The organism is Micromonospora echinaurantiaca (genome assembly GCF_900090235.1).
GTDB lineage: Bacteria > Actinomycetota > Actinomycetes > Mycobacteriales > Micromonosporaceae > Micromonospora > Micromonospora echinaurantiaca.
This window is the reverse complement of the sequence record NZ_LT607750.1, coordinates 1,903,764-1,924,960: the sequence shown is the minus strand read 5'-3', so window position 1 is coordinate 1,924,960 and position 21,197 is coordinate 1,903,764. Positions and strand designations below refer to the sequence as shown.

The following is a 21,197-nucleotide window of genomic DNA, read 5'->3' as shown; positions in this document are numbered from 1 at the left end:
ATCGAGCGAGGGAGGGACGGATGCCCCGGCCGCGGCAGGCGCTGCTCAGCCGGCAGCGGATCGTCGAGGCCGCCGCCGCGCTGATCGACGCGGAGGGCCTGGAGGGGTTCTCCACCCGCCGACTCGCTGCCGAACTCGGGGTACGCGGGCCGTCGCTGTACAACCACTTCGCCACCAAGGACGAGATCCTCGACGCGGTGGCCGACAGCGTCACCGGCCAGGTGGACGTGTCGTTCTTCGGCCACGTCGACTGGCGCGAGGCGCTGCGCTGGTGGGGGCACTCGTACCGGGCGGCGCTGGCCGCGCACCCGAACATCGTGCCGTACCTGGCCCGCGGGCCGGGGCGCCGCCCGGCGGCGCTGGCCATGGCCGACGCCGTCTACGGTGGACTGGTCGACGCGGGCTGGCCGCCCGCCCGGGCCACCCACATCGGCGCGCTGATGCGCTACTTCGTCGCCGGTTCGGCGCTCGGGTCGTTCGCCCGCGGCTTCGTCGAGGACCCGAGCCTCTACGCCGAGCAGTACCCGCACCTGACCCAGGCGCACCGGCTCGCCGAGCACCAGCAGCGGGTGGACGAGGGCGCCTTCGCGCTCGGCCTCGACGCGCTCATCGACGGGCTCTCCCGCACCTACGAGGAGCACATCGGGCCGTTGCCGCCCCTCCCGTCGGCCGGCACGGCGTACTAGAGTCAAAACTTGCACCGCTAGTTTTGGCCGACGTACGTGAGGGGCGCCATGGATCTCACACGGACCGACATCTACCTCGACGGCGCCTGGGTCGCCGCCTCCTCCGGGCAGACCCTGGCGGTGCGCAATCCGGCGACCGAGGAGATCGTCGCGACCGTGCCGGCGGGCACGGCGGCCGACGTCGACCGGGCCGTCGCGGCGGCCCGGGCCGCCTTCCCCGGCTGGGCCGACACCGCCCCGGCCGAGCGGGCCGCCGCGCTGGACCGGCTGCACGCCGCGCTCACCGCGCGGGCCCACACGGTCGCCAACACCGTCGCGACGGAGCTGGGCACCCCGCTGAAGATCGCCGTCCGGGTGCAGGCCGGGCTGCCGCTGACCGTGCTGCGCAGCTACGTCGACCTGGCCGCCGAACCACCGGCGGAGGAGTCGGTCGGCAACTCGCTGGTCGTCCGCGAGCCGGTCGGGGTGGTCGGCGCGATCACCCCGTGGAACTACCCGCTGCACCAGGTGGTGGCGAAGCTGGCGCCCGCCCTGGCCGCCGGCTGCACAGTGGTGCTCAAGCCGAGCGAGCTGACCCCGCTCACCGCGTACCTGCTCGTCGACGCGATCCACGAGGCCGGCTTCCCGCCCGGGGTGGTCAACCTGGTACCCGGCACCGGCCCGGAGGTCGGCGAGGCCATCGCCGCGCACCCGGACGTCGACATGGTCTCCTTCACCGGCTCGACCGCCACCGGGCGGCGGATCTCCCACCTGGCCGCCGACCGGATCGCCCGGGTGGCCCTGGAACTCGGCGGCAAGTCCGCCAACGTGATCCTCGACGACGCCGACCTGGCCACCGCGGTCAAGGTCGGGGTGGGCAACGCCTTCCTCAACTCGGGGCAGACCTGCACCGCCTGGACCCGGATGCTGGTGCACCGGGACCGCTACGACGAGGCGCTGGCGCTGGCCGCCAAGGTGGCCGAGGGCTACCGGCTCGGCGACCCGTTCGACCCGGCCACCCGGCTCGGCCCGGTCGTCTCCGCCGCCCAGCGGGACCGGATCGCCGGGCACGTCGCCCGGGGGCTGGCCGACGGCGGCCGGCTGGTCGCCGGCGGCCCGGACGCCCCGCTGCCGGAGCGCGGCTACTTCGTCGCCCCGACGGTGATCGCCGACGTCGACCCGGACAGCGCGCTGGCCCAGGAGGAGGTCTTCGGCCCGGTGCTCGCGGTCATCCCGGTCGACGACGAGGACGCGGCCGTCGCCGTCGCCAACAACTCCCGGTACGGACTGGCCGGCGCGGTCTGGTCCGGCGACCAGGAGCGGGCGCTGCGGGTCGCCCGGCGGCTGCGCACCGGCGCCGTCGACATCAACGGCGCGCCGTTCAACCCGCTCGCCCCGTTCGGCGGCTACAAGCAGTCCGGGCTCGGCCGCGAGCTGGGCCGCTACGGGCTGGACGAGTACCTGCAGACCAAGGCCATCCAGCGGTGAGGGCGCTGGTCGCCCGGGCGGTGGGCGGGCCGCTGCTGGTCGAGGAGGTGGAACTGCCCGCCCCCGGGCCCGGCGAGGTACGGGTGGCCATCCGGGCCGCCGGGGTCTGCCACTCCGACCTGTCCATGGTCAACGGCACCCTGGCGCCGCCGTACCCGCTGGTGCTCGGGCACGAGGCCGCCGGCGTGGTGGTCGAGGCCGGCGCCGACGTCGACCGGGTCGCCCCCGGCGCGCACGTGGTGCTCAACTGGGCGCCGCCGTGCCGGCAGTGCTGGTACTGCGGGCACGGCGAGCCGTGGCTCTGCGAGCGGGCCGGCTCCCCGGCCGCCGCGCGGGGCCGGACGTCGACCGGCGAGCCGCTGCACGTCACGCTCGGTCTCGGCGCGCTGGCCGACGAGGTGGTGGTGCCGCAGGACGCGGTCATCCCGGTGCCGGCGGAACTGCCCTTCGACGCCGCGGCGCTGCTCGGCTGCGCCGTGCTCACCGGAGTCGGCGCGGTGCGCCGTACCGCCCGGGTGGCCGCCGGCGACTCGGTGGCGGTGATCGGCCTCGGCGGGGTGGGCCTGTCGGTGGTCTCCGCCGCCCGGGCCGCCGGCGCCGATCCGGTGCTCGCGGTCGACGTGTCGCCGGCCAAGGCGGAGCTGGCCGGCGCGGCCGGCGCCACCGACTTCCTGCTCGCCGACGACTCGCTCGGCAGGGCGATCCGGGCGCGGACCGGGGGCCGCGGCGTCGACCACGCGCTGGAGTGTGTCGGACGCGGCGCCACCATCCGCACCGCCTGGCGGGCCACCCGGCGCGGCGGGCAGGTGACCGTGGTGGGCATGGGCGCGAAGGACGACGTGGTGGGGCTGAGCGCGCTGGACATCTTCCACTCGGCGCGGACGCTGCGCTCCTCGGTCTACGGATCGTCCGATCCGGACCGGGACGTGCCCGAACTCGCCCGGGCCGTGCTCGACGGCGCCCTCGACCTGGCCCCCCTGATCACCGACCGGACCGGGCTGGACGGCGCGGCGGCGGCGTTCGACCGGATGGCCCGGGGCGAGGGCGCCCGCACCGTCGTCCTGCCCTGACCGCCCCGCTCGCCACCGGCCCGACCGGGACCGCTCGGAACGGCGCCGCGGCTCGGGCCGCCGAGGCGGTCGTCAGGTGAGGGCGCGGGCCAGTTCGGTACGCGAGCGGATGCCGAGCCGGTGGAAGATGTTGCGCAGGTGGTGGTCGACGGTACGGGTGGAGAGGAACATCCGGGCGGCGATCTCCCGGTTGGTGGCCCCCTCGGCGACCAGTTGCGCGATCCGTAGCTGCTGGCCGGTGAGCAGCCGCGCCGCCGGCTGGTCCGGCGTGCCGACCGACTCCCCGGCCGCCCGCAGCTCGGTGGTCGCCTGCTCGGCCCAGGCGGTCAGGCCGAGCAGACCGAAGGTCTCCCGGGCGGTGTGCAGGTGTTCCCGGGCGTCCCGGGGGCGGCGGTTGCGGCGCAGCTCGCGGCCGAGGAGCAGCTCGGTGCGGGCGCGCTCGAACGCGCCGGCGTCCGCCGGGTGCAGCCGCAGCGCCGTGCGGAACCCGTCCTCGGCCCCGGCGCTCCCCCGGGGCGCCAGCAGCGCGTGGCAGCGCGCCGACAGCGCCCGGCGGGACGGGCTCGCCGTGCTGCTGGCCCACCGGTCGAAGACGGCGAGCGCGGCGGTGGCCGCCGGCCGGTGGGCCGTGCCGGCGGCGGCCTCCACCAGGTACGGGGTCGCCATCACCTGGATCAGCACCTGCCCCCGGCCGATGCCGGGGCGGGCCAGGGCGGTCAGCCGCGCGGCGGCGGCGTCGTGCCGGTTGTCCACCAGGTCGAGCACCGCGAGGGCCCACTGCGCCAGCGCCCGGGGCCGGCTGTACGGCGCGGCCGCCTCCCCGATCTCCCGGATCCGGCGCAGGCTGGTGTCCCGGTCCGCCCGTACCGCCGCCAGCACCGCGAGCATGCCCAGGTGCACGCCGGCGCAGGTGACCTGGCCGGTCTCCCGGGCCACCCGCAGCCCTTCGCGGGAGGTGTCCGCCGCCGCGTCGTGCCGGCCCAGCCAGTACTCCGCGATGGCGCGCAGCTCCAGCGCCCGGGAGAGCAGGGACAGCTCGCCACGGGCGCGCGCCACCTCGACGGCGCGCTCGGCGAGCCGGTGGGCGGCGCCGTCCACCGCGACCAGCAGGCCGGCTACCGCCGCACAGGTCAGCGCGGCCGGGGTGAGCGCCGGCCCGGTCAACCGGTTGCCGAGGACGACGACCCGGCGCAGCGCGGGCCCGCCCCGCTCGTGGTCGCCGCGCAGCGTCGCCGCCACTCCGGCGGCCAGCGCGGTCATCAGCTCGGCGGCGGGCGGGTCCCCGGGCCGGCGCAGCGCCGCCGCCCGGCGCGCCACCTCGGCGTACCGGTACTGGTCGCCGGTGAAGCAGACCGCTTCCCCGGCGCGGACCAGCGCGCCGAGGGCGGCGAGCCGGTCGACGCCGGACACGGCCGCCGCGGCGGCCAGCAGGGTGGCCGAGGCGGCCGACGGCGCGCCGCAGCGCAGCTCCAGCTCACCGCGGAGCAGCCCGGCCCGGGCGGCGGTGGTCGGGTCGGCCGGACCGCGCACCCGGGAGTCGGCCAGCAGCCGGCGGGCCCACTGTGGCCGGCCGGCGGTCCAGGCGTGCCGGGCGGCACCGACCAGCCGGGCGGCGGCCTGCCGGGGCGTGGCGCTGAGTTCGGCGGCCCGGGCCAGCGCCGCCGCCGCGGCCGCGGGAGCCGCGTCGCCGGCTGCCGCCTCGAGTTCCGCCGCCAGGGCCGGAGCCGGTGGTTCCGCCGCGGTGGCCCGGTGCAGGGCTCGACGCAGCCGCTGGTCGGTGCCGTCGAGCACGCCGGCGAGCAGCAGGTGGGCGGCGCGCCGCGCGGCCAGTGGAACGCTCTGCGCGACCACCGCGCGGGCCAGCGGTTGCGGCAGGGTGACCCGCCGGGCGTCGACCCGGACCAGGCCGGCCGCCTCGGCCGGGGCGAGGGCCTCGACCGCGGTGCCGGCGGCCCGCGCCGCCCGGGCCAGGGTGGCCGGGTCGCCGTCCGGGTCGAGCGCGGCGAGCAGCAGCACGCGCCGGGTGTCGGCCGGCAGCCGGCCCAGCCGGGCGCGGTAGCCGCGGCCCAGCGCGCCGTCGACCGGCGGCGTCTCGGGCAGCGGCTCGTCGCCCCGGCACTGCCCGGGGGTGAGCACCTCGGCCAGGTCGACCAGGGCCTGCGGGTTACCCCCGGCGACGGCGGTGAGGGCCACCGCCACCGCCGGGTCGAGGCGGGGCAGCCGGTCGGCCAGCAGGGCGGCGCCGGCCCGGTCGTCGAGGGGCCGCAGCCGGTGCCGGGGCACTCCCCCGGCCACCGCGTCGGTGCCGGCGGTGAGCAGGACGGCGACCGGCAGCTCGCGCAGCCGCCGGGCCACGAAACCGAGCACCTCGGCGGTCTGCGGGTCACCCTGGTCGACGTCGTCCATGGTGCACAGCAGTGGGCGCTCCCGGGCGGCGGCGGTGAGCAGCCCGAGCACGGCCATCGACAGGGCGAGCCGGCGGTGGGCCGGGCAGCCGGCGCCGGCCAGCGCCGCCCGCAGCACCCCACGCTGCGGTTCGGGCAGCGCGTCGGCCCGGTCCAGCAGCGGGTCGAGCAGGCGTTGCAGTCCGGCGTACGGCAGCAGCGCCTCCTCGGCTAGCCCGGCGCCGGCCAGCACGGTACGGGCGCCGGCCTGCCGGTGCGCGTAGCCGACCAGCGCGCTGCGGCCCGCGCCCGGCTCGCCCCACAGCAGCAGCGCGCCCCCGGCGTCCGGTGGTCCGTCGAGCAGCCGCCGGATGGCCGCACACTCGGCGTCGCGGCCCCGCAGCCCGGTTAATTGCACTGTCGATGCAGTAACCATGCATCGAGTGTCACCTATCGGAAACCGGAAGGAAAGAGTCGATTTCCGCGCGAGCCGCCCCGGCCAACCCCGCAGCGACCCGACCGGTGTGGCGGCCAACCGGCGCGGCGGCCCAACCGGCGCGGGGGCCAGCCGGCAACAGCCCCGGCGCGTCGGTCAGCGCTCGGAAACGTCGGTCAGCAGCGCGCCCACGGTGCGGGCCATCACCGCCCGGGCCTGGTCCACGCCCAGCCCCAGCCCGTCCCGCAGCATCGACCAGGCCGGCCACATGCTCACCGCGACCAGCGCGTGCACCAGCTGCTCCCGACCCGGCCCGGCCTGCGCCAGCTCCGCCGCGAAGAGCTGCTCGACCTCGTCGCGGACCCGGTCGATGTGCTTGAGCCGGTTACGGTGCAGCTGCGCCGAGACCGGCTCGCGCATCTGGGCGGCCCGCGCCGACGGCGCGACCAGCTGGAGCAGGCGGGCCCGCTGCCGGCAGTACGCGTCGACCCGCTTGGCCAGCGGCAGCGTCGGCGAGATCGGCCGGTACGCGGCATCCTGCTGGCGGAGCACCTCCGCGCCACTGGCCTCGAAGAGCGTCTCCATGTCCTTGAAGTTGGTCCACAGCGTGCGCAGCGAGATGCCGGCCCGTTCGGCGATGCGCTCGCCGGTCGGCCGCAGGTCGCCCTCGGAGATGAGCGCGAGGTGCGCCTCGACGATGGCCGCCCGGGTGCGCTCGGCCCGGGCGGTCCGCCCGTCGACCCGGCCCGGCGCGTCGGCCCCGCCCATCCGCGCTCTCCCTCTCACCGCTGCCACGTCGTCCCCACCGCCCCGGGAGTCTAGCCTCGGGCCGCCGGCCGGACCGGCTGGTGCCGGCGCAGCTCCCGACGGGCCAACGACTGCCGGTGCACCTCGTCCGGGCCGTCGGCCAACCGGAGCGCGCGGGCCTTCACCCAGAGCCGGGCCAGTGGCGTGTCCTGGCTGACCCCGGCCGCGCCGTGCGCCTGCACGGCCCGGTCGATCACCCACTGCACGGTCTCCGGCACCGCGATCTTGATCGCCTGGATCTCGGTGTGCGCGGCCCGGTTGCCGACGGTGTCCATCAGCCAGGCCGTCTTGAGCACCAGCAGCCGGGCCTGTTCCAGCCGGACCCGTGCCTCGGCGATCCAGTCCCGGATGACCCCCTGCGTGGCCAGCGGCCCGCCGAACGCGTGCCGGTCGGCCACCCGCCGGCACATCAGCTCGACGGCCCGCTCGGCCATGCCGACCAGCCGCATGCAGTGGTGCACCCGGCCCGGCCCGAGCCGCGCCTGCGAGATGGCGAAGCCGTCGCCTTCCGCCCCGATCAGGTTGCCCACCGGCACCCGGACGTCGACGAAGTCGATCTCGGCGTGGCCGCCGTGGTCGCCGTCGTCGTACCCGAAGGTGCGCAGACCCCGGCGGAGCGTGACCCCGGGGGTGTCGCGCGGCACCAGCAGCTGGCTCTGCTGCCGGTGCCGGGGCGCGTCGGGATCGGTCCGTCCCATCACGACGAAGACCGCGCAGCGCGGGTCGAGCGCCCCGGTGACGAACCACTTGCGGCCGTTGACCACGTACTCGTCGCCGTCGCGCTCGATCCGGGTGGCGATGTTGGTGGCGTCGGACGACGCGACGGCCGGCTCGGTCATCGCGAACGCCGAGCGGATCCGGCCGTCCAGCAGCGGAGTGAGCCAGCGGTCCCGCTGCTCCGGGGTGCCGAACAGGGCCAGCAGTTCCATGTTGCCGGTGTCCGGCGCCGCGCAGTTCAGCGCCACCGGGGCGAGTTCGGGCGACCAGCCGGTGATCTCGGCCAGCGGCGCGTACTGCAGGTTGGTCAGGCCCGCGCCGTGCTCGCCCGGGAGGAAGAGGTTCCACAGGCCGTGCCGGCGCGCCTCGGCCTGCAACTCGGCGACCACGGGCGGGGCGCCCCACCGGTCGACGCGCGCCGCCGACTGGTCGGCGAAGACGGGCTCGGCCGGATGGATCCGCTCGGCCATGAAGGCGAGCAGTCTCTCGCGCAGCCGCTCGGTGGTCTCGTCGTAGCGGAAGTCCATCAGGCGCTCCGGTGCGGGTCGGGGCCGGCCGCCGCCGGCCGCGGGTCGAGGTCCGGCGGCTCCGGCCGCGGCTCGGGCCGGTCGGTGCCGCGCCGCTCGATGTCGCGCTGGGTGCGGTTCATCGCCCGCAACCAGCGGTCCGGGTCGGCGGCGCGGCGCGCGTACCAGGCGGCGACCTCCGGATGCGGCAGCACCAGGAACCGGTCGTCGGCCAGCGCCGCGCTGACGCAGTCGGCCACCTGCTCGGAGCTGACCGCGGTCGCGTCCAGCAGGGCGGCGCTGGCGTCGTCGGCGGCAGCCAGCATCGGCGTCCGCACCCCCTGCGGGCAGAGCGCCTGGACGGTGATGCCGCGGTGGGCGTAGCTGGCCCGCAACCACTCGGCGAAGGCCAGCGCGGCGTGCTTGGTCACCGAGTAGGGCGCCTTGCCGAGCAGGATGAGCAGGCCCGCCGCCGAGGCGGTGACCAGCAGCCGGCCGCGGCCGGCGGCGAGCCAGTGCGGCAGCAGCTCGCGCGCCGCCAGCACGTGCGCCAACACGTTCACCTGCCAGGCCCGCTGCCACGCCTCGTCCGAGGCGTCGGCCCCGCCGGTCGGGGCCACCCCGGCATTGGCGCAGAACAGGTCGACCGCGCCGAGGCGGTCGCGGGCGAAGCCGACCAGGGCGGCCACGGCGGCCGGGTCGGCCGCGTCGCCAGGGCAGGCGTACCCCCCGATCCGCGCGGCCACCGCCCGGGCAGCCGCGGCGTCGACGTCGTTGACCACCACCCGGGCGCCGTCGGCGGCGAACCGGGTGGCCAGGGCGGCGCCGATGCCGGAGCCGGCCCCGGTGACCACCACGCCGGCCCCGGCCACGACCAGGCCGCGGGGTGCGGCCGGCGCGGTCATCCGGCGATCCGGCCGGCGAGGCCGACCCCGCCGTCGAGGACCAGGGTCTGCCCGGTGATCCAGGCCGCGTCGGCGGAGGCGAGGAAGGCGACCGCGCCGGCGACGTCCTCGGGTACGCCGAGCCGCCCCAGCGGGTACGCCCGGGCGACCTCGTCCTCCCGGCCCTCGTGCAGGGCGGCCGCGAACCGGGTCTTCACCACGGCCGGGGCGACCGCGTTGACCCGGATCGCCGGGGCCAGCTCGACGGCGAGGCAGGCGGTGAGGTGGTTGACGGCGGCCTTGCTGACGCCGTAGAACGCGATGCCCGGCGACGGCGTCAGCCCGGCGATCGAGGAGACGTTGACCACGCAGCCCCCGCGCTCGGCCATCCCCGCGGCGCGGACCTCCTGCACCCAGCCGAGCGTGCCGACCAGGTTGACGTCGAGGATCTTGCGGGCCGCGGCCAGGTCCAGTTCGGCCAGTGGCCCGTGGACCGGGTTGATGCCGACGTTGTTGACCAGGACGTCCACCGGCCCGAACGCCTCGGTGACCCGGTGCACCGCGGCCCGACGGTGCTCGGCGTCGTCGGCCCGACCGGCCACCGCCACCGCGCGCGTCGGGCCGCCCAGCTCGGCGACCGCCTCGGCCAGCGGCTCCGGGTGGCGGGCGGTCAGGCCGACCCGGGCGCCCTCGGCGACCAGCCGGCGGGCGACCGCCAGGCCGATGCCGCGGCTCGCCCCGGTGACCAGCGCGACCCGACCGGCCAACCGAGCTGAATCTGCATTCACGATGCAGATAGTAGGAGGACGGAACCGACTCGTCAACGACGAATGCCGATGACCATCTCACAATCCGTTGACACGGCCACCGTAGTAACCGCACCGTCAGTGCAGATAACTCCCCCGGAAAGGACCCCACCATGCCGGAAGCCGTCATCGTCGCCGCCGCCCGATCACCGATCGGTCGGGCGAACAAGGGCTCGCTGCGCGAACTGCGCGCCGACGACCTGGCCGCCACCATCGTGCGGGCCGCCCTGGACCAGGTGCCCCAGCTCGACCCGGCCGGGATCGACGACCTGATGCTCGGCTGCGGCCAGCCCGCCGGCGAGCAGGGCTACAACCTCGCTCGTGTGGTGGCCGTCCTGCTCGGCCTCGACCACCTGCCCGGCACCACCGTCAACCGGTACTGCTCCTCGTCGCTGCAGACCACCCGGATGGCCCTGCACGCCATCCGCGCCGGCGAGGGCGACGTGTTCGTCTCGGCCGGGGTGGAGTGCGTCTCCCGCTACCACCGGGGTCGCAGCGACGGGCACCCGGACAGCACCAACCCGCGGTTCGGCGACGCGGTGACGCGGACCGCCACCCGGGCCGGCGGCGCGGGGCCGGCCTGGCACGATCCGCGCGCCGACGGCGAGCTGCCGGACGTCTACGTCGCCATGGGACAGACCGCGGAGAACGTGGCCCAGCTGCGCGGGATCTCCCGGGAGAGCCAGGACGAGTTCGCCGTACGGTCGCAGCTGCTGGCCGAGAAGGCGATCGCCGACGGCTTCTGGGCGCGGGAGATCACCCCGATCACCGTGCCCGGCGGCGCGGTGGTCGCCGCCGACGACGGACCGCGTCCCGGGGTGACCCTGGCGGCGGTGGCCGCGCTGCCGCCGGTGTTCCGGCCGGACGGCACGGTGACCGCCGGCAACTCCTGTCCGCTCAACGACGGGGCCGCCGCGCTCGTCGTGATGTCCGACGTACGGGCCCGGGAGTTGGGCGTCACCCCGCTGGCCCGGATCGTCGCCACCGGCCTGAGCGCGCTCTCCCCCGAGATCATGGGGCTCGGGCCGGTGGAAGCGTCCCGGCGGGCGCTGCGCCACGCCGGAATGTCCATCGCGGACGTCGACCTGGTCGAGATCAACGAGGCGTTCGCGGCCCAGGTGCTGCCGAGCGCCCGCGAGCTCGGCGTCGACTGGGACCGGCTCAACGTCAACGGCGGCGCGATCGCGGTCGGCCACCCGTTCGGCATGACCGGCGCCCGGATCACCACCACGCTGCTCAACTCGCTGCGCTGGCACGACCGGCAGGTCGGACTGGCGACCATGTGCGTCGGCGGCGGCCAGGGCATGGCGATGATCGTCGAACGGCTGAGCTGACCGGGCCCGGCCGGCCCGGTGCCGGGCGCGGTCGAGCCGACCGCACCCGGCACCGGGCTCAGGAGGCGGCGGGGATCCCGTTGGCCGGCGGGGCAACCGGGGCGACGGCGTACTCCCGCACCGGGCCGTCACCCTCGTCCGTCTCGTACGCCGGCCCGAAGTACGCCTGCACGCCGCCGCTGACCCGGGTCAGCCGCTCGCCGCCGTAGCCGGAGTGGTCGGTGTCGCTGAAGCGCAGCGGCGCCAGCCCCGGGCCCTGGTAGCCGCCCCTGCTGACCGCCGCCAGCACCGACTCCCGGGTGAGGTCCTTGCCGGCGGCCTGGAGCACCTGCACGAAGAGGTAGCCGACGGCCATCCCGTAGACGGTGTTGCCGTCGAACGGCGCGTCCCCGTTGTGCTCCTTGTTCACCTTGCTGAACAGCTGGATCCACGGGTTCGCCGTGTCGTTCTGCATGGGCAGGTAGTTGACGCCGATCATGCCCTCCAGCAGCGGCGCGGCGTCACCGAGCTGCTTGGCCAGGGTGGGGTGGTCGGCGCCGACGTTGGAGACCAGCCACTGCGGCTTGAAGCCCAGCCGGGCCGCGGTGCCGACGGCGAGGGCGGTGAAGCCGGGCACGGTGGCCAGCACGACCACCTCGCAGCCGGCGGCCTTGAACGCGCCGACCTGCGGCGCCACGTTGGTGTTGCTGGTGACGTACGTCTGCTTGGCCACCACCGCGCCGGCGCCGAGCACCTGCTCCACCCCGGCCAGGCTGTCCCGGCCGAAGTCGTCGTCCTGGCCCAGGAAGCAGACCTTCTTGCCGGGCAGCGCGGTCTTCACGTGGTTGGCCAGGATCTTGCCCTCCACCGTGTAGTCCGGGTTGAACCCGAAGGTGCCCGGATACTTGTCCGGCTGGTCCCAGCTGCGGCTGCCGGAGGCGACGAAGAGGTCCGGCACCCGGTTGCTCTTGAGGAAGTCGAGCACGCCGGTGTGGGTCGGCGTACCGAGCCCGTTGAGCACCGCGAAGACCTTGTCCTGCAGGACCAGTTGGCGGACCACCTGCTGGGTGTTCGCCGGGTTGTAGCCGTCGTCCATGATCTTGTAGGTGATCTTCCGGCCGTGCACGCCGCCGTTGGCGTTCACGTAGTCGAAGTACGCCTTGGTGGCCGGCGCGATCTTGGAGTAGCCGGCCGAGGCCGGGCCGGTCAGCGGCATGTGGGTGCCGACCACGATCTCGGCGTCGGTGACGCCGGGCACCGGCCCGCGTCCCGACGACCCGCCGCCGTCGCCGCTGCACGCGGCGGAGGTGGCGAGCAGGGTGATGGCGGTGGCGATCGCGAGAGCACGTCGTGTCGAGGGTGGCATGGGGACACCGACCTTTCCTCGGTCCGGTTCTGGTTGGCGGGTGGCGGGGTGGAGCGGAGTGCGGACGGGGGCCCGGGTCGGTTCAGGACCGCCGGCGGCCCGGCAGCCGGGCGGCCACCGCCCGGCCGAGGCGGGCCAGCAGGCCCTGCACACCGCCGGGCGCGGCGATCATGACGACGATCAGGGTGATCCCGAAGATGGCCAGCGGAAGGTTGCCCTCCATCCGCTGCGCCACGGCTGGGGAGAGGGTGAGCTGCTCGGTCAGGCTGTGCGTGAGGTCGGGCAGGACCACCAGCAGGACGGCGCCCCAGAGCGCGCCGGCGAGGCTGCCCAGGCCGCCGATGACGACCGCCATCAGCAGGAAGAGCGACAGGGTCAGCGAGAACGCCCCGGGCGAGACGCTCTGCGCGAGCACGGCCAGCAGCGCGCCGCCGAGCCCGGCGCCGGCCGCGCTGACCACGAAGGCGAGCACCTGGGTGCGGGCCACGTGGATGCCGGCGAGGCGGGCGGCGACCTCGTCGTCGCGCACCGCGCGGAAGGTCCGGCCGTACCGGCTGCGGACCAGGTTGGCCAGCAGCACCAGGGCGAGCAGGGTGGCCGCCGCGGCGACCCAGAGCTGCCAGCGCTCGTAGGGGAAGTACGCACCGAGCGCGGCCGGCGGCGGCTCCACCGGCACCGACAGCCCCTGCTCGCCGTTGAAGAGGCCGTCGAAGGTGACGGTCAACGCCGGCACCACCACCGCGACGGCCAACGTCACCCCGGCCAGGTACGGGCCGCGCAACCGGGCCGCGGCCGCCCCGACCACGGCGCCGACCGCCAGCGCGGCCAGCACCGCCGCGACCAGCGAGACGGCCAGCCACCAGCCGCCGGTGAGCCCGGCGTCGAGGAACGCGGTCTGACAGAAGGCCACCGTGTACGCGCCGGTGGCCATCAGCGCGCCGTGCCCCAGCGAGAGCTGCCCGTTGAGCCCGGTCAGCACGGTCAGCCCGGCGGTGGCGCAGAGGTAGGCCGCCACGGTCGCGAACTGGAAGTTGCGGAACGGATCCAGGCCGTAGCTGACCACCACCAGCAGGAGCGCGGCGACCAGCGCGACGCCGAGATGGCGCAGCAGGGTCGGGACGCGGTGCGTACCAGCCGGGCGGGTGCCGACCTCCGGCGCCGGGATGCGCGGCGGCGTGGCCGCCCGGGTGGCGCTCACACCCGCCTCGCGGCGACCGGGGCGAACAGCCCGCCGGGACGGACCAGCAGCACCGCCAGCAGCAGCACGAGCACCGCCAGCGGGGTGAGGTCGCTGCCGGCGTAGCCGCTGACATAGGAAAGCAGCAGGCCCACCGCGAGCCCGCCGACCACCGCCCCCGGTGGACTGTCCAGCCCGCCCACCACGGCGGCGGTGAACGCCGAGACGAAGACCAGGTCCATCGCGTGCGGGTGCAGGCCCAGCTCGGTGGGGATGACCAGCATGCCGGCCAGCGCGCCCACCCCGGAGGCGAGCGCCCAGCCGAGGGTGAGCATGCCGCCGACGTTGACCCCGAGCAGCCGGGACACCTCGGGGGCGAACGCCGCGGCGCGCATCCGCAACCCGACTGCGGTGCGGGTGAAGATCCAGGCCAGCCCGACCACCACCACCCCGACCGCCGCGAACGCGAACAGGTCGTACGGGGAGAGCACGGCGATCCCGGCCACGGTCAGCGCGGACCGGGAGAACGGCGCCTCGGCGGGCAGGAACTCGTTGCCGTAGACCATGCCGAGGACCGCCTGGATCAGCAGCACCAGGCCGAGCGCGACGATCACCGGGTTGAGCGGGGACCGGTGGTCGACGAAGCGCATCACCGCCAGGTCGACCGCGGCGCCGAGCAGCAGCCCGGCGACCAACGCGGCCAGGAAACCCAGCCAGTACGAGCCGGTCGCGGCCGACACGCTGTAGGCGACGTACGCGGTGGCCACGGCCATCGCGCCCTGGGCGAAGTTGACGATCCGGGCGGCCCGCCAGATGAGCACCAGGGCCAGCGCGAACGCGGCGTAGACCGCACCCCGGGACAGGCCGTCGAGGGTGAGGAAGACGAAGCGGTCCAACAGTCCTCCCGCGGGGACGAGGTGGTCAGAAACCGAGGTAGGCGTGGCGCAGGTCGTCGTCGTCGCGCAGCCGGGCGGCCGGCGCGGTGCTGACCACCCGGCCCAGCGCCATCACCACGCCCTGGTCGGCGACCGACAGCGCGCTGCGCACGTTCTGCTCGACCAGCAGCACGGTCAGCCCGGTGCGGTCGCGCAACTGGCGCAGCAGGGCCATGGTCTGGGCGACCACCCGCGGCGCCAGGCCGAGGGACGGCTCGTCGAGCAGCAGCAGCCGGGGTCGCCCGACGAGCGCCCGGCCGAGGGCGAGCATCTGCCGTTCGCCGCCGGAGAGCTGGTGGCCGAGGTGCCGCCGGCGCCGGGCCAGCGGCTCGAACAGCTGGTACACCTCGTCCAGGGCGCGCGTCGCGTCGGCCCGGTCGCGCCGCCACAACCCGCCGAGCCGCAGGTTCTCGTCCACCGTGAGCTCGCCGACCACGCCCCGTCCCTCCGGCACGTGCGCCATGCCGCGCCGGACCAGCTGTTCCACCGGTACGCCGCGCAGGTCGTCGCCGGCCAGCGCGACCCGACCGGCGAGCGGGCGCAGCATGCCGGAGAGGGCGCGCAGCAGGGTGGTCTTGCCCGCCCCGTTCGCCCCCACCACCGCGGCGATGGTGCCCGCCGGCACGGTGAGGTCGACCCCGTGCAGCACCGGCGCGGCGCCGTAGCCGGCCACCAGCCCGCGCACCACCAGCAGGTCCTCGCCACTCATGCCGGCACCACCGTGCTGAGCCTGCTGATCCGCTCGCTCCGCTCGCTTCATGCGGCCGCCTCGTCGACGGCGGCACCGAGGTAGGCGTCGGTGACGGCCGGGTCGTCGCGGATCTCGTCTGGCGTGCCGGCGGCGATGACCCGGCCGAAGTCGAGCACCACGATCTCGTCGCAGACCGACATCACGAGGTCCATGTGGTGCTCCACCAGCAGCACCGCGCAGAGGTCGGTGTCCCGCCGGGGCAGCTGCCGGACCAGCTCCGCCAGCTCGGCGATGTCGTCGCCGCCGAGCCCGCCGGCCGGCTCGTCCAGCAGCAGCAGCCGGGGCCGCGCGGCCATCGCCCGGGCCAACGCGACCCGCTGGCGTACGGCGAACGGCAGGGTGCCCGGCGCGGCGTCGGCGTGCCCGGCGATGCCCAGGCTGTCGAGCACGTCCAGGGCGTGCCGGCGCAGCCGGCGCTCGTCCCGGTCGCTGCGCGGCAGGCCGAGCAGCGCGGAGAGGAAACCGGCGCGGGCGGTGTGGGTGGCGCCGGCCATCACGTTCTCCAGCACGGTGAGCCCGGCGAAGAGCCCGGTGCCCTGCAACGTGCGGGCGATGCCGAGCCGGGTCAGCCGGTGCGGCTGGGGCCGCAGCGGCCGGCCGTCGAGGGTGATCGTGCCGGTGTCCGGCGGGACGAAGCCGCAGACCACATTGAACAGGGTGGTCTTGCCGGCTCCGTTGGGGCCGATCACGCCGACCACCCGGCCGGGGGGCACCCGCAGCGAGACGTCGTCGAGGGCGGTGAGGCCGCCGAAACGCACCCCGATGTGGTGCAGCGCGAGCCCTTGCTCCATTGACCCATCCCTCGCTCCGGCGGGGCGTTATTTACACTGGGAGTGTACGTTTCTCGAGTCTCGCGTCAATACCTTCGATGCCCACCGCCGGTATCCGAACGGCGATAGCCCCCGATGCGCCTGGATCGTCGCCGTCACGGACGCAAGCCGCCGGCTCGCAGGCGGCAGAGCATTCTGCACTCCAGATGCGACGCCGACCCGCCGCCGCGGTACGGCGGCGACGGGCCGGGGTTGCTGCGCGTGGGCGGCTGTCCCGAGGCGGGTCAGGCGCTCGGGCAGGTGTTGCGGTACTCCTCGATCTCGAAGCCGCTCGGGCCCGGGCAGAGGAACGGCTCGTAGCGGGTGTCGTTGTCGACGAACCGCTTCAACCAGGCCACCATCTGCCGGCCGGTGGGCGTGTTGACCGTCTGCGGGAAGAAGTGGCTCGCCCCGTTCAACTCCAGGTACGCCTTCTCCGAGGACGCCGGGATGCTGTTGTAGAACGGCACCGAGTGTGAGGAGACCGGCGCGATGCTGTCGCTCTCCCCGCCGATGATCAGCGTCGGCACCCGGACGTCCGACCAGGTCTTGTCCAGGTTCCACGGTGCGATCGGCACGGCGGCCTGCAGGGCGGGCCGGGAGACGGCGGCTTCCAGGCTGCCACCGCCGCCCATCGAGTGACCGGCGACGGCGAGCCGGGTGCCGTCGATCCGGCCCCGCACCGAGCTGCGCTGCACCAGGTAGTCGAGCGCGGCGAGCAGTTGCCGGCCGCGGCTGTCCGGCTGGTCGAGCCGGCTGTTGGTCTCGATGCCGATCACCACGAAACCGTGCGAGGCGATCCGCGGGCCGAGCCAGCTGATGCTGGACCAGGCGGCGGTGTAGCCGGGCGAGATGGCGATGGCGCCGAAGGTGCCCTCGCTGGTACTGGTCGGGTAGTAGATCACTCCCCCGCCGAAGCCGGAGACGCTGAGCGAGGAGACGCTCTGCGAGGCGGTGGCGAAGGGGCCGCGGCTGGCTTCCAGCAGCGCGGCGGTCGGTGCGGGGCCGCGCTCGTACGGGTTGTCGGCGGCCTGCGCCGGAGCCGCCGCGAGCACACCGGCGGCGGCCAGGACGGTGGCCACGGCCAGCCGGGTGACGCGAGCGAGGGGACGGGTACGGGTGGTGGTCGGTGCGGACACGTCGGGCACTCCCTGAGGTCGGGGATATCGACGTCAGTCAGTCTTCGGCGCGCCGGTGGCCGTCCGCATCGGTGAAATCACCAGTCCCGGCGCTCGATTTGCGGCGGACCCGGGAGGGCGCGGTCAGCGGACGACGGCGGGGCTGCCGAACCGCACCGGGACGCCCGGCGAGTAGAGCACGCTGACCGGCGCCGCCCCGGGGTCGGGCAGGCCGGCGGCGCGGACCAGCCCGTCGTCGAGGCGCACCAGTTCCGCGCGGTGCAGCGGCCACCGGGGATGCACGTTGGGCAGGTGCAGCGTGCGCCCGTACGCCCGGGTGTGCAGCCCCCAGCGTGCGGTGAGGAAGTGCTCCAGCGGCGTCGGCTCGGCGATCGCCGCACCCACCCGGACGCTGAACGCGGTGGCCGCGCCGCGCGGCCCCGGCCAGCGGCGGCGGCTGGTGTAGGTCAGCACGTCGCCGTCGCGGCGCAGGCGCATCCGCGACCACAGGTACGGCAGTCGCAGGCTGGCCCGGGCGACCAGCACGGGCAGCAGCCGGGACGCGTCCAGGGACCGGAACACCACGGCCCGCCGGCCGGCGACGTCCACGCTGTACAGCCGCACGTTGGTCTCGCAGAAGGTGCCCAGGTAGGGCAGGCCCGGGCCGGCGAACAGGCCGAGCCCGACCATCCGGAACCCGATCAGGCCGACGTACGTGCGCCCGTCGACGACGTCCGGTCGGGTGCCGGCCGGCAGCAGCGGCGCCACCACCGCCGGGTCCACCGGCCAGTGCAGGAAGGCCAGATCCTCCCAGCGCTGCACCAGCACCGGCCGGCGCAGCGGCCGGACCGCCTCGGCCGTCACCTCCTCCGGATCCACCCGGCCATTGTGGCCCGTGCCGGCGAGCCACCGCGGCACCGGTGCACCGGTGCACCGACGATCGGCGCCCGAGGTCCGGCCCGGTTCGGTGCGCGCTGAGGCCAGCCGGCCGAGGCACTCAGGTCCCGATCGGATCCAGCGGAAGCCCTCGTGCCCGCCGCCACCACCCGACCTCGCAACTCCACCAGCCAACCGTTTCTTGCAATGTAGACACATGTTTTTTCGTTCGTTGATCGGTCTATTGCGTGACGGTGTCCGGCGCTGGCATGATGGCCGTCAATTCTCGCCGGCCTGGTGAAGGGGCGGTTGTCATGGCGCTCTCCCGCCGCAAGCTGATCGGTTCCGTCCCGCCGGCTTCCGCCCGCACCGACAGAATCGGCTCGCCGATGCTCCGACCAGGTCCGCCGCGGTCGCTGCGGCGGCGCCGGCCCGCGCGGACCGTGGCGTCCGCCACCGCGGTGGCGCTCGCCGTCGGCGTGCTGGCCGGCGCGCCCGCCTCCTCCGCCGCCGACCCGGCCGGCCGCTCCGGCCAACGCCCGGTCGTGACCCGGGCCGCCCTCGACCCGGCGCTGGTCGCCGGCCGGGGCGCCCGGGTCGACTTCCTCGAGCAGGAGGCGGAGAACGCGTACACCGACGGCGAGGTCATCGGTCCCGACCGGACGGCCTACACGCTGCCGTCGGAGGCGTCCGGCCGGCGGGCGGTGCGGCTGACCCCCGGCCAGCACGTGGAGTTCGTGCTGCCCGCCGCGGCCAACGCGATCACCGTGCGCTACAGCATCCCGGACGCGCCCGAGGGCGGCGGCATCACCGCGCCGCTGGACGTGGCGGTGAACCGCAAGCGGGTCCGCACCATGACCCTCACCTCGCAGTACGCCTGGCTGTACAACCAGTACCCGTTCACCAACGACCCGCAGGCCGACCTGCTGCACCCCGACTGGTGGATCACGGAGTGCTCCTGCGTGCCGGCCGCGACCACCCCGTTCCCGAGCATCGCCAAGCCGTTCCGCCCCAGCCACTTCTACGACGAGCAGCGCCTGCCGCTCGGCCGGACCTACCGGGCGGGCGACCGGATCCGGCTCACCGTCCCCGCCGGCAGCAACGCCGCGTGGACCGTCATCGACCTGCTCGACTCCGAACTGGTAGGCCCGCCGCGGGTGCGGCTGGCGGCGGCGAACGTGCTGGCCTTCGGCGCCGACCCGACCGGCCGCCGGGACGCCGCCCCGGCCATCGAGCGGGCCATCGCCTTCGCCCGGCGCACCGGGCTGCCCGTCTACCTCCCACCCGGCACCTACCAGGTCAACCGGCACATCCTCGTCGACGACGTGACCATCGAGGGCGCCGGCAACTGGTACACGGTCATCAAGGGCCGCGAGGTGGCCCTGCCCACCCCGGCGCCGGACGGCTCGGTGCACACCGGAGTCGGCTTCTACGGCCGGGCCGCCGCCGACGGCGGCAGCCGGAACGTGCACCTCTCCGGGTTCGCTATCGAGGGCGACGTCCGGGAGCGCATCGACACCGACCAGGTCAACGGGATCGGCGGCGCCCTCAGCGACTCCACCATCGACGGCCTGTATCTGCGGCACACCAAGGTGGGCATGTGGTTCGACGGGCCGATGCGCAACGTGCGGATCACCAACAACATCATCGTCGACCAGATCGCGGACGCGCTGAACTTCCACACCGGCGTCACCGACTCGCTGGTCGCGCACAACTTCGTCCGCAACACCGGCGACGACGGCCTGGCCATGTGGTCGGAGTCGACGGCGAACGCCCGCAACACGTTCGCCAACAACACCGTGCAGTCGCCGGTGCTCGCCAACGGCATCGCCCTCTACGGCGGCGCCGACAACACCGTCTCCGGCAACCTGATCGCCGACCCGGTCCGCGAGGGCAGCGCCATCCAGCTCGGTTCCCGGTTCGGCGCGGAACCGTTCACCGGGTACGTCCGGATCCGGGACAACACCACCGTCCGCGCCGGCACGTACGAGCTGAACTGGAAGATCGGCCTCGGCGCGATCTGGCTCTACGCGCTGGACCGCAGCATCGACGCGCGGATCGAGGTGGTCGGGGACGCGTACCTCGACAACACCTACAACGCGATCATGCTGGTCAGCGAGTGGGCGGTGAAGGACCTCCACTCGATCAGCGACGTGCACTTCCGGGACATCCGGGTGGACGGCGCCGGCACCTCGGTGGTGAGCGCCCGGACCGCGGGCTCGGCGTCGTTCCAGAACGTCGACGCGCGGCACGTGGGCGCCGTCGGCGTGAACAACTGCGGCTCGTTCCACTTCACCCCGGCGGGTTCCGAGTTCTCCCTCACCGACCTCGGCGGCAACGACGGCGGCTGGCTCGCTCCCTGGCAGCTGCCGAACACCATCACCTGCGACGACCGGCCGCCGGTCGTACCCCCGCCGCCACCGGCACGGTGGTGAGCCGGGTGGGGTCCGGGCATCCCCGTCGGTTGCCCGGACCCCACCCGTTCGGCCGCGGCGATCAGCCGGTTTAGCGTTCGCTGTCGCCGGCCGGTCGCGGCGATCACGGGTGCCGCCGCGCGTCCGGGCGTCGTCCGCGCTGACTCCACTTTCGAACACACCACGAATTCCGGGCTGTTCGCCGATCCGTCTGTCCTATAGTCTTACTGACGTAGGACAATAGGAGGGATCGTTCCGGGTGATCGAGTTCGTGCTGGACGGCCGGTCCAAGGTGAACACCTACGTGCAGCTGGTGCAGCAGGTGAAGCAGGCGCTGCGGGTCGGCCTGCTCGCCCCTGGTGACCAACTGCCGAAGGTCCGTGACGTCGCGCAGTCCCTGGCGATCAACCCGAACACGGTGTTGAAGGCGTACCGGGAGCTGGAGATCGAGGGCCTGGTGGAGGGTCGCCCCGGGTTGGGCACGTTCGTCCGGCGCACCCTCGCCGGCGATTCACTGCCGCACCAGGCCGAGCTCCGCGGCGACCTGGTGGCCTGGCTGCACCGCGCGCGGGCCGCCGGGCTCGGCCACGAGGACATCACCGCCCTGGTGGAGACGACGATCCGGGCCACCCTCCCGGCCGAGCCGCCACAGGCAAGCGTGAGCAGATGAGAGGA

At 75.0% G+C, this 21,197-nt stretch carries 18 protein-coding genes; 6 read left to right on the top strand and 12 right to left on the bottom strand.

Features of this window, described 5'->3' with window-relative positions; translation table 11 throughout:
- The first annotated feature begins 20 nt into the window (after positions 1-20).
- From GA0070609_RS08760 to GA0070609_RS08750, 3 genes are read left to right on the top strand one after another with little or no spacing between them, the layout of a single operon-like run.
- The gene (locus GA0070609_RS08760) at positions 21-686 is read left to right on the top strand and encodes a TetR/AcrR family transcriptional regulator (protein ID WP_088993351.1); all 666 of its coding nucleotides are present in this window, start codon (positions 21-23) and stop codon (positions 684-686) included.
- A gap of 48 nt (positions 687-734) precedes the next feature.
- Positions 735-2,153, top strand: coding sequence for an aldehyde dehydrogenase family protein (locus GA0070609_RS08755; RefSeq protein WP_088993350.1), 1,419 nt, complete (start codon positions 735-737; stop codon positions 2,151-2,153).
- Positions 2,150-3,223, top strand: coding sequence for a Zn-dependent alcohol dehydrogenase (locus GA0070609_RS08750; RefSeq protein WP_088993349.1), 1,074 nt, complete (start codon positions 2,150-2,152; stop codon positions 3,221-3,223). Before GA0070609_RS08755 ends, GA0070609_RS08750 begins: the two co-directional genes overlap by 4 nt.
- A gap of 72 nt (positions 3,224-3,295) precedes the next feature.
- Here GA0070609_RS08750 and GA0070609_RS08745 read toward each other — a convergent pair whose 3' ends face one another.
- The 5 genes from GA0070609_RS08745 to GA0070609_RS08725 form a co-directional block, all read right to left on the bottom strand.
- Positions 3,296-6,043, bottom strand: coding sequence for a helix-turn-helix transcriptional regulator (locus tag GA0070609_RS08745; protein WP_088993348.1), 2,748 nt, complete (start codon positions 6,041-6,043; stop codon positions 3,296-3,298).
- Positions 6,044-6,199: 156 nt separating this feature from the next.
- Complete coding sequence (locus tag GA0070609_RS08740) at positions 6,200-6,811, bottom strand: TetR/AcrR family transcriptional regulator (protein ID WP_088993347.1); 612 nt, start codon at positions 6,809-6,811, stop codon at positions 6,200-6,202.
- 50 nt (positions 6,812-6,861) lie between these two features.
- Positions 6,862-8,094, bottom strand: a complete 1,233-nt coding sequence (locus GA0070609_RS08735) for an acyl-CoA dehydrogenase family protein (RefSeq protein WP_088993346.1) — start codon at positions 8,092-8,094, stop codon at positions 6,862-6,864.
- A complete protein-coding gene (locus tag GA0070609_RS08730) occupies positions 8,094-8,978 on the bottom strand; it encodes an SDR family NAD(P)-dependent oxidoreductase (RefSeq protein ID WP_088993345.1) in 885 nt (294 codons plus the stop codon). The genes GA0070609_RS08735 and GA0070609_RS08730 overlap by 1 nt, the downstream gene beginning before the upstream one ends.
- Positions 8,975-9,745: an SDR family oxidoreductase gene (locus GA0070609_RS08725; protein WP_088993344.1), complete on the bottom strand. Its 771-nt coding sequence runs from the start codon at positions 9,743-9,745 to the stop codon at positions 8,975-8,977. The genes GA0070609_RS08730 and GA0070609_RS08725 overlap by 4 nt, the downstream gene beginning before the upstream one ends.
- Positions 9,746-9,876: 131 nt before the next feature.
- On the opposite strand from GA0070609_RS08725, the gene GA0070609_RS08720 reads away from it, so the two are divergent.
- Complete coding sequence (locus tag GA0070609_RS08720) at positions 9,877-11,097, top strand: acetyl-CoA C-acetyltransferase (RefSeq protein WP_088993343.1); 1,221 nt, start codon at positions 9,877-9,879, stop codon at positions 11,095-11,097.
- A 58-nt stretch (positions 11,098-11,155) separates the two neighbouring features.
- Here the strand turns inward: GA0070609_RS08720 and GA0070609_RS08715 are convergent, their stop codons facing one another.
- From GA0070609_RS08715 to GA0070609_RS08685, 7 genes are all read right to left on the bottom strand, one after another.
- On the bottom strand, positions 11,156-12,442 hold the full coding sequence (locus GA0070609_RS08715; RefSeq protein ID WP_088993342.1) for an ABC transporter substrate-binding protein: 1,287 nt from the start codon (positions 12,440-12,442) through the stop codon (positions 11,156-11,158).
- Between the two features lie 82 nt (positions 12,443-12,524).
- A complete protein-coding gene (locus GA0070609_RS08710; RefSeq protein WP_088993341.1) occupies positions 12,525-13,640 on the bottom strand; it encodes a branched-chain amino acid ABC transporter permease in 1,116 nt (371 codons plus the stop codon).
- A complete protein-coding gene (locus GA0070609_RS08705) occupies positions 13,637-14,515 on the bottom strand; it encodes a branched-chain amino acid ABC transporter permease (RefSeq protein WP_088993340.1) in 879 nt (292 codons plus the stop codon). The genes GA0070609_RS08710 and GA0070609_RS08705 overlap by 4 nt, the downstream gene beginning before the upstream one ends.
- A gap of 25 nt (positions 14,516-14,540) precedes the next feature.
- Positions 14,541-15,263: an ABC transporter ATP-binding protein gene (locus tag GA0070609_RS08700; RefSeq protein ID WP_088993339.1), complete on the bottom strand. Its 723-nt coding sequence runs from the start codon at positions 15,261-15,263 to the stop codon at positions 14,541-14,543.
- Between the two features lie 47 nt (positions 15,264-15,310).
- Entirely contained in the window at positions 15,311-16,096 is a 786-nt protein-coding gene (locus GA0070609_RS08695; RefSeq protein ID WP_088993338.1) for an ABC transporter ATP-binding protein, read from the bottom strand.
- A 263-nt stretch (positions 16,097-16,359) separates the two neighbouring features.
- Positions 16,360-17,253 (bottom strand): alpha/beta hydrolase family protein, encoded by an 894-nt coding sequence (locus GA0070609_RS08690; RefSeq protein ID WP_088997587.1) that lies wholly within the window; start codon positions 17,251-17,253, stop codon positions 16,360-16,362.
- A 123-nt stretch (positions 17,254-17,376) separates the two neighbouring features.
- A complete protein-coding gene (locus GA0070609_RS08685) occupies positions 17,377-18,111 on the bottom strand; it encodes a YqjF family protein (RefSeq protein WP_231928589.1) in 735 nt (244 codons plus the stop codon).
- 386 nt (positions 18,112-18,497) lie between these two features.
- Here GA0070609_RS08685 and GA0070609_RS08680 point away from each other — a divergent pair, with 386 nt between their 5' ends.
- Positions 18,498-20,543, top strand: a complete 2,046-nt coding sequence (locus tag GA0070609_RS08680; protein WP_088997586.1) for a glycosyl hydrolase family 28-related protein — start codon at positions 18,498-18,500, stop codon at positions 20,541-20,543.
- A 238-nt stretch (positions 20,544-20,781) separates the two neighbouring features.
- Complete coding sequence (locus GA0070609_RS08675; protein WP_088993336.1) at positions 20,782-21,192, top strand: GntR family transcriptional regulator; 411 nt, start codon at positions 20,782-20,784, stop codon at positions 21,190-21,192.
- Positions 21,193-21,197: the final 5 nt, after the last annotated feature.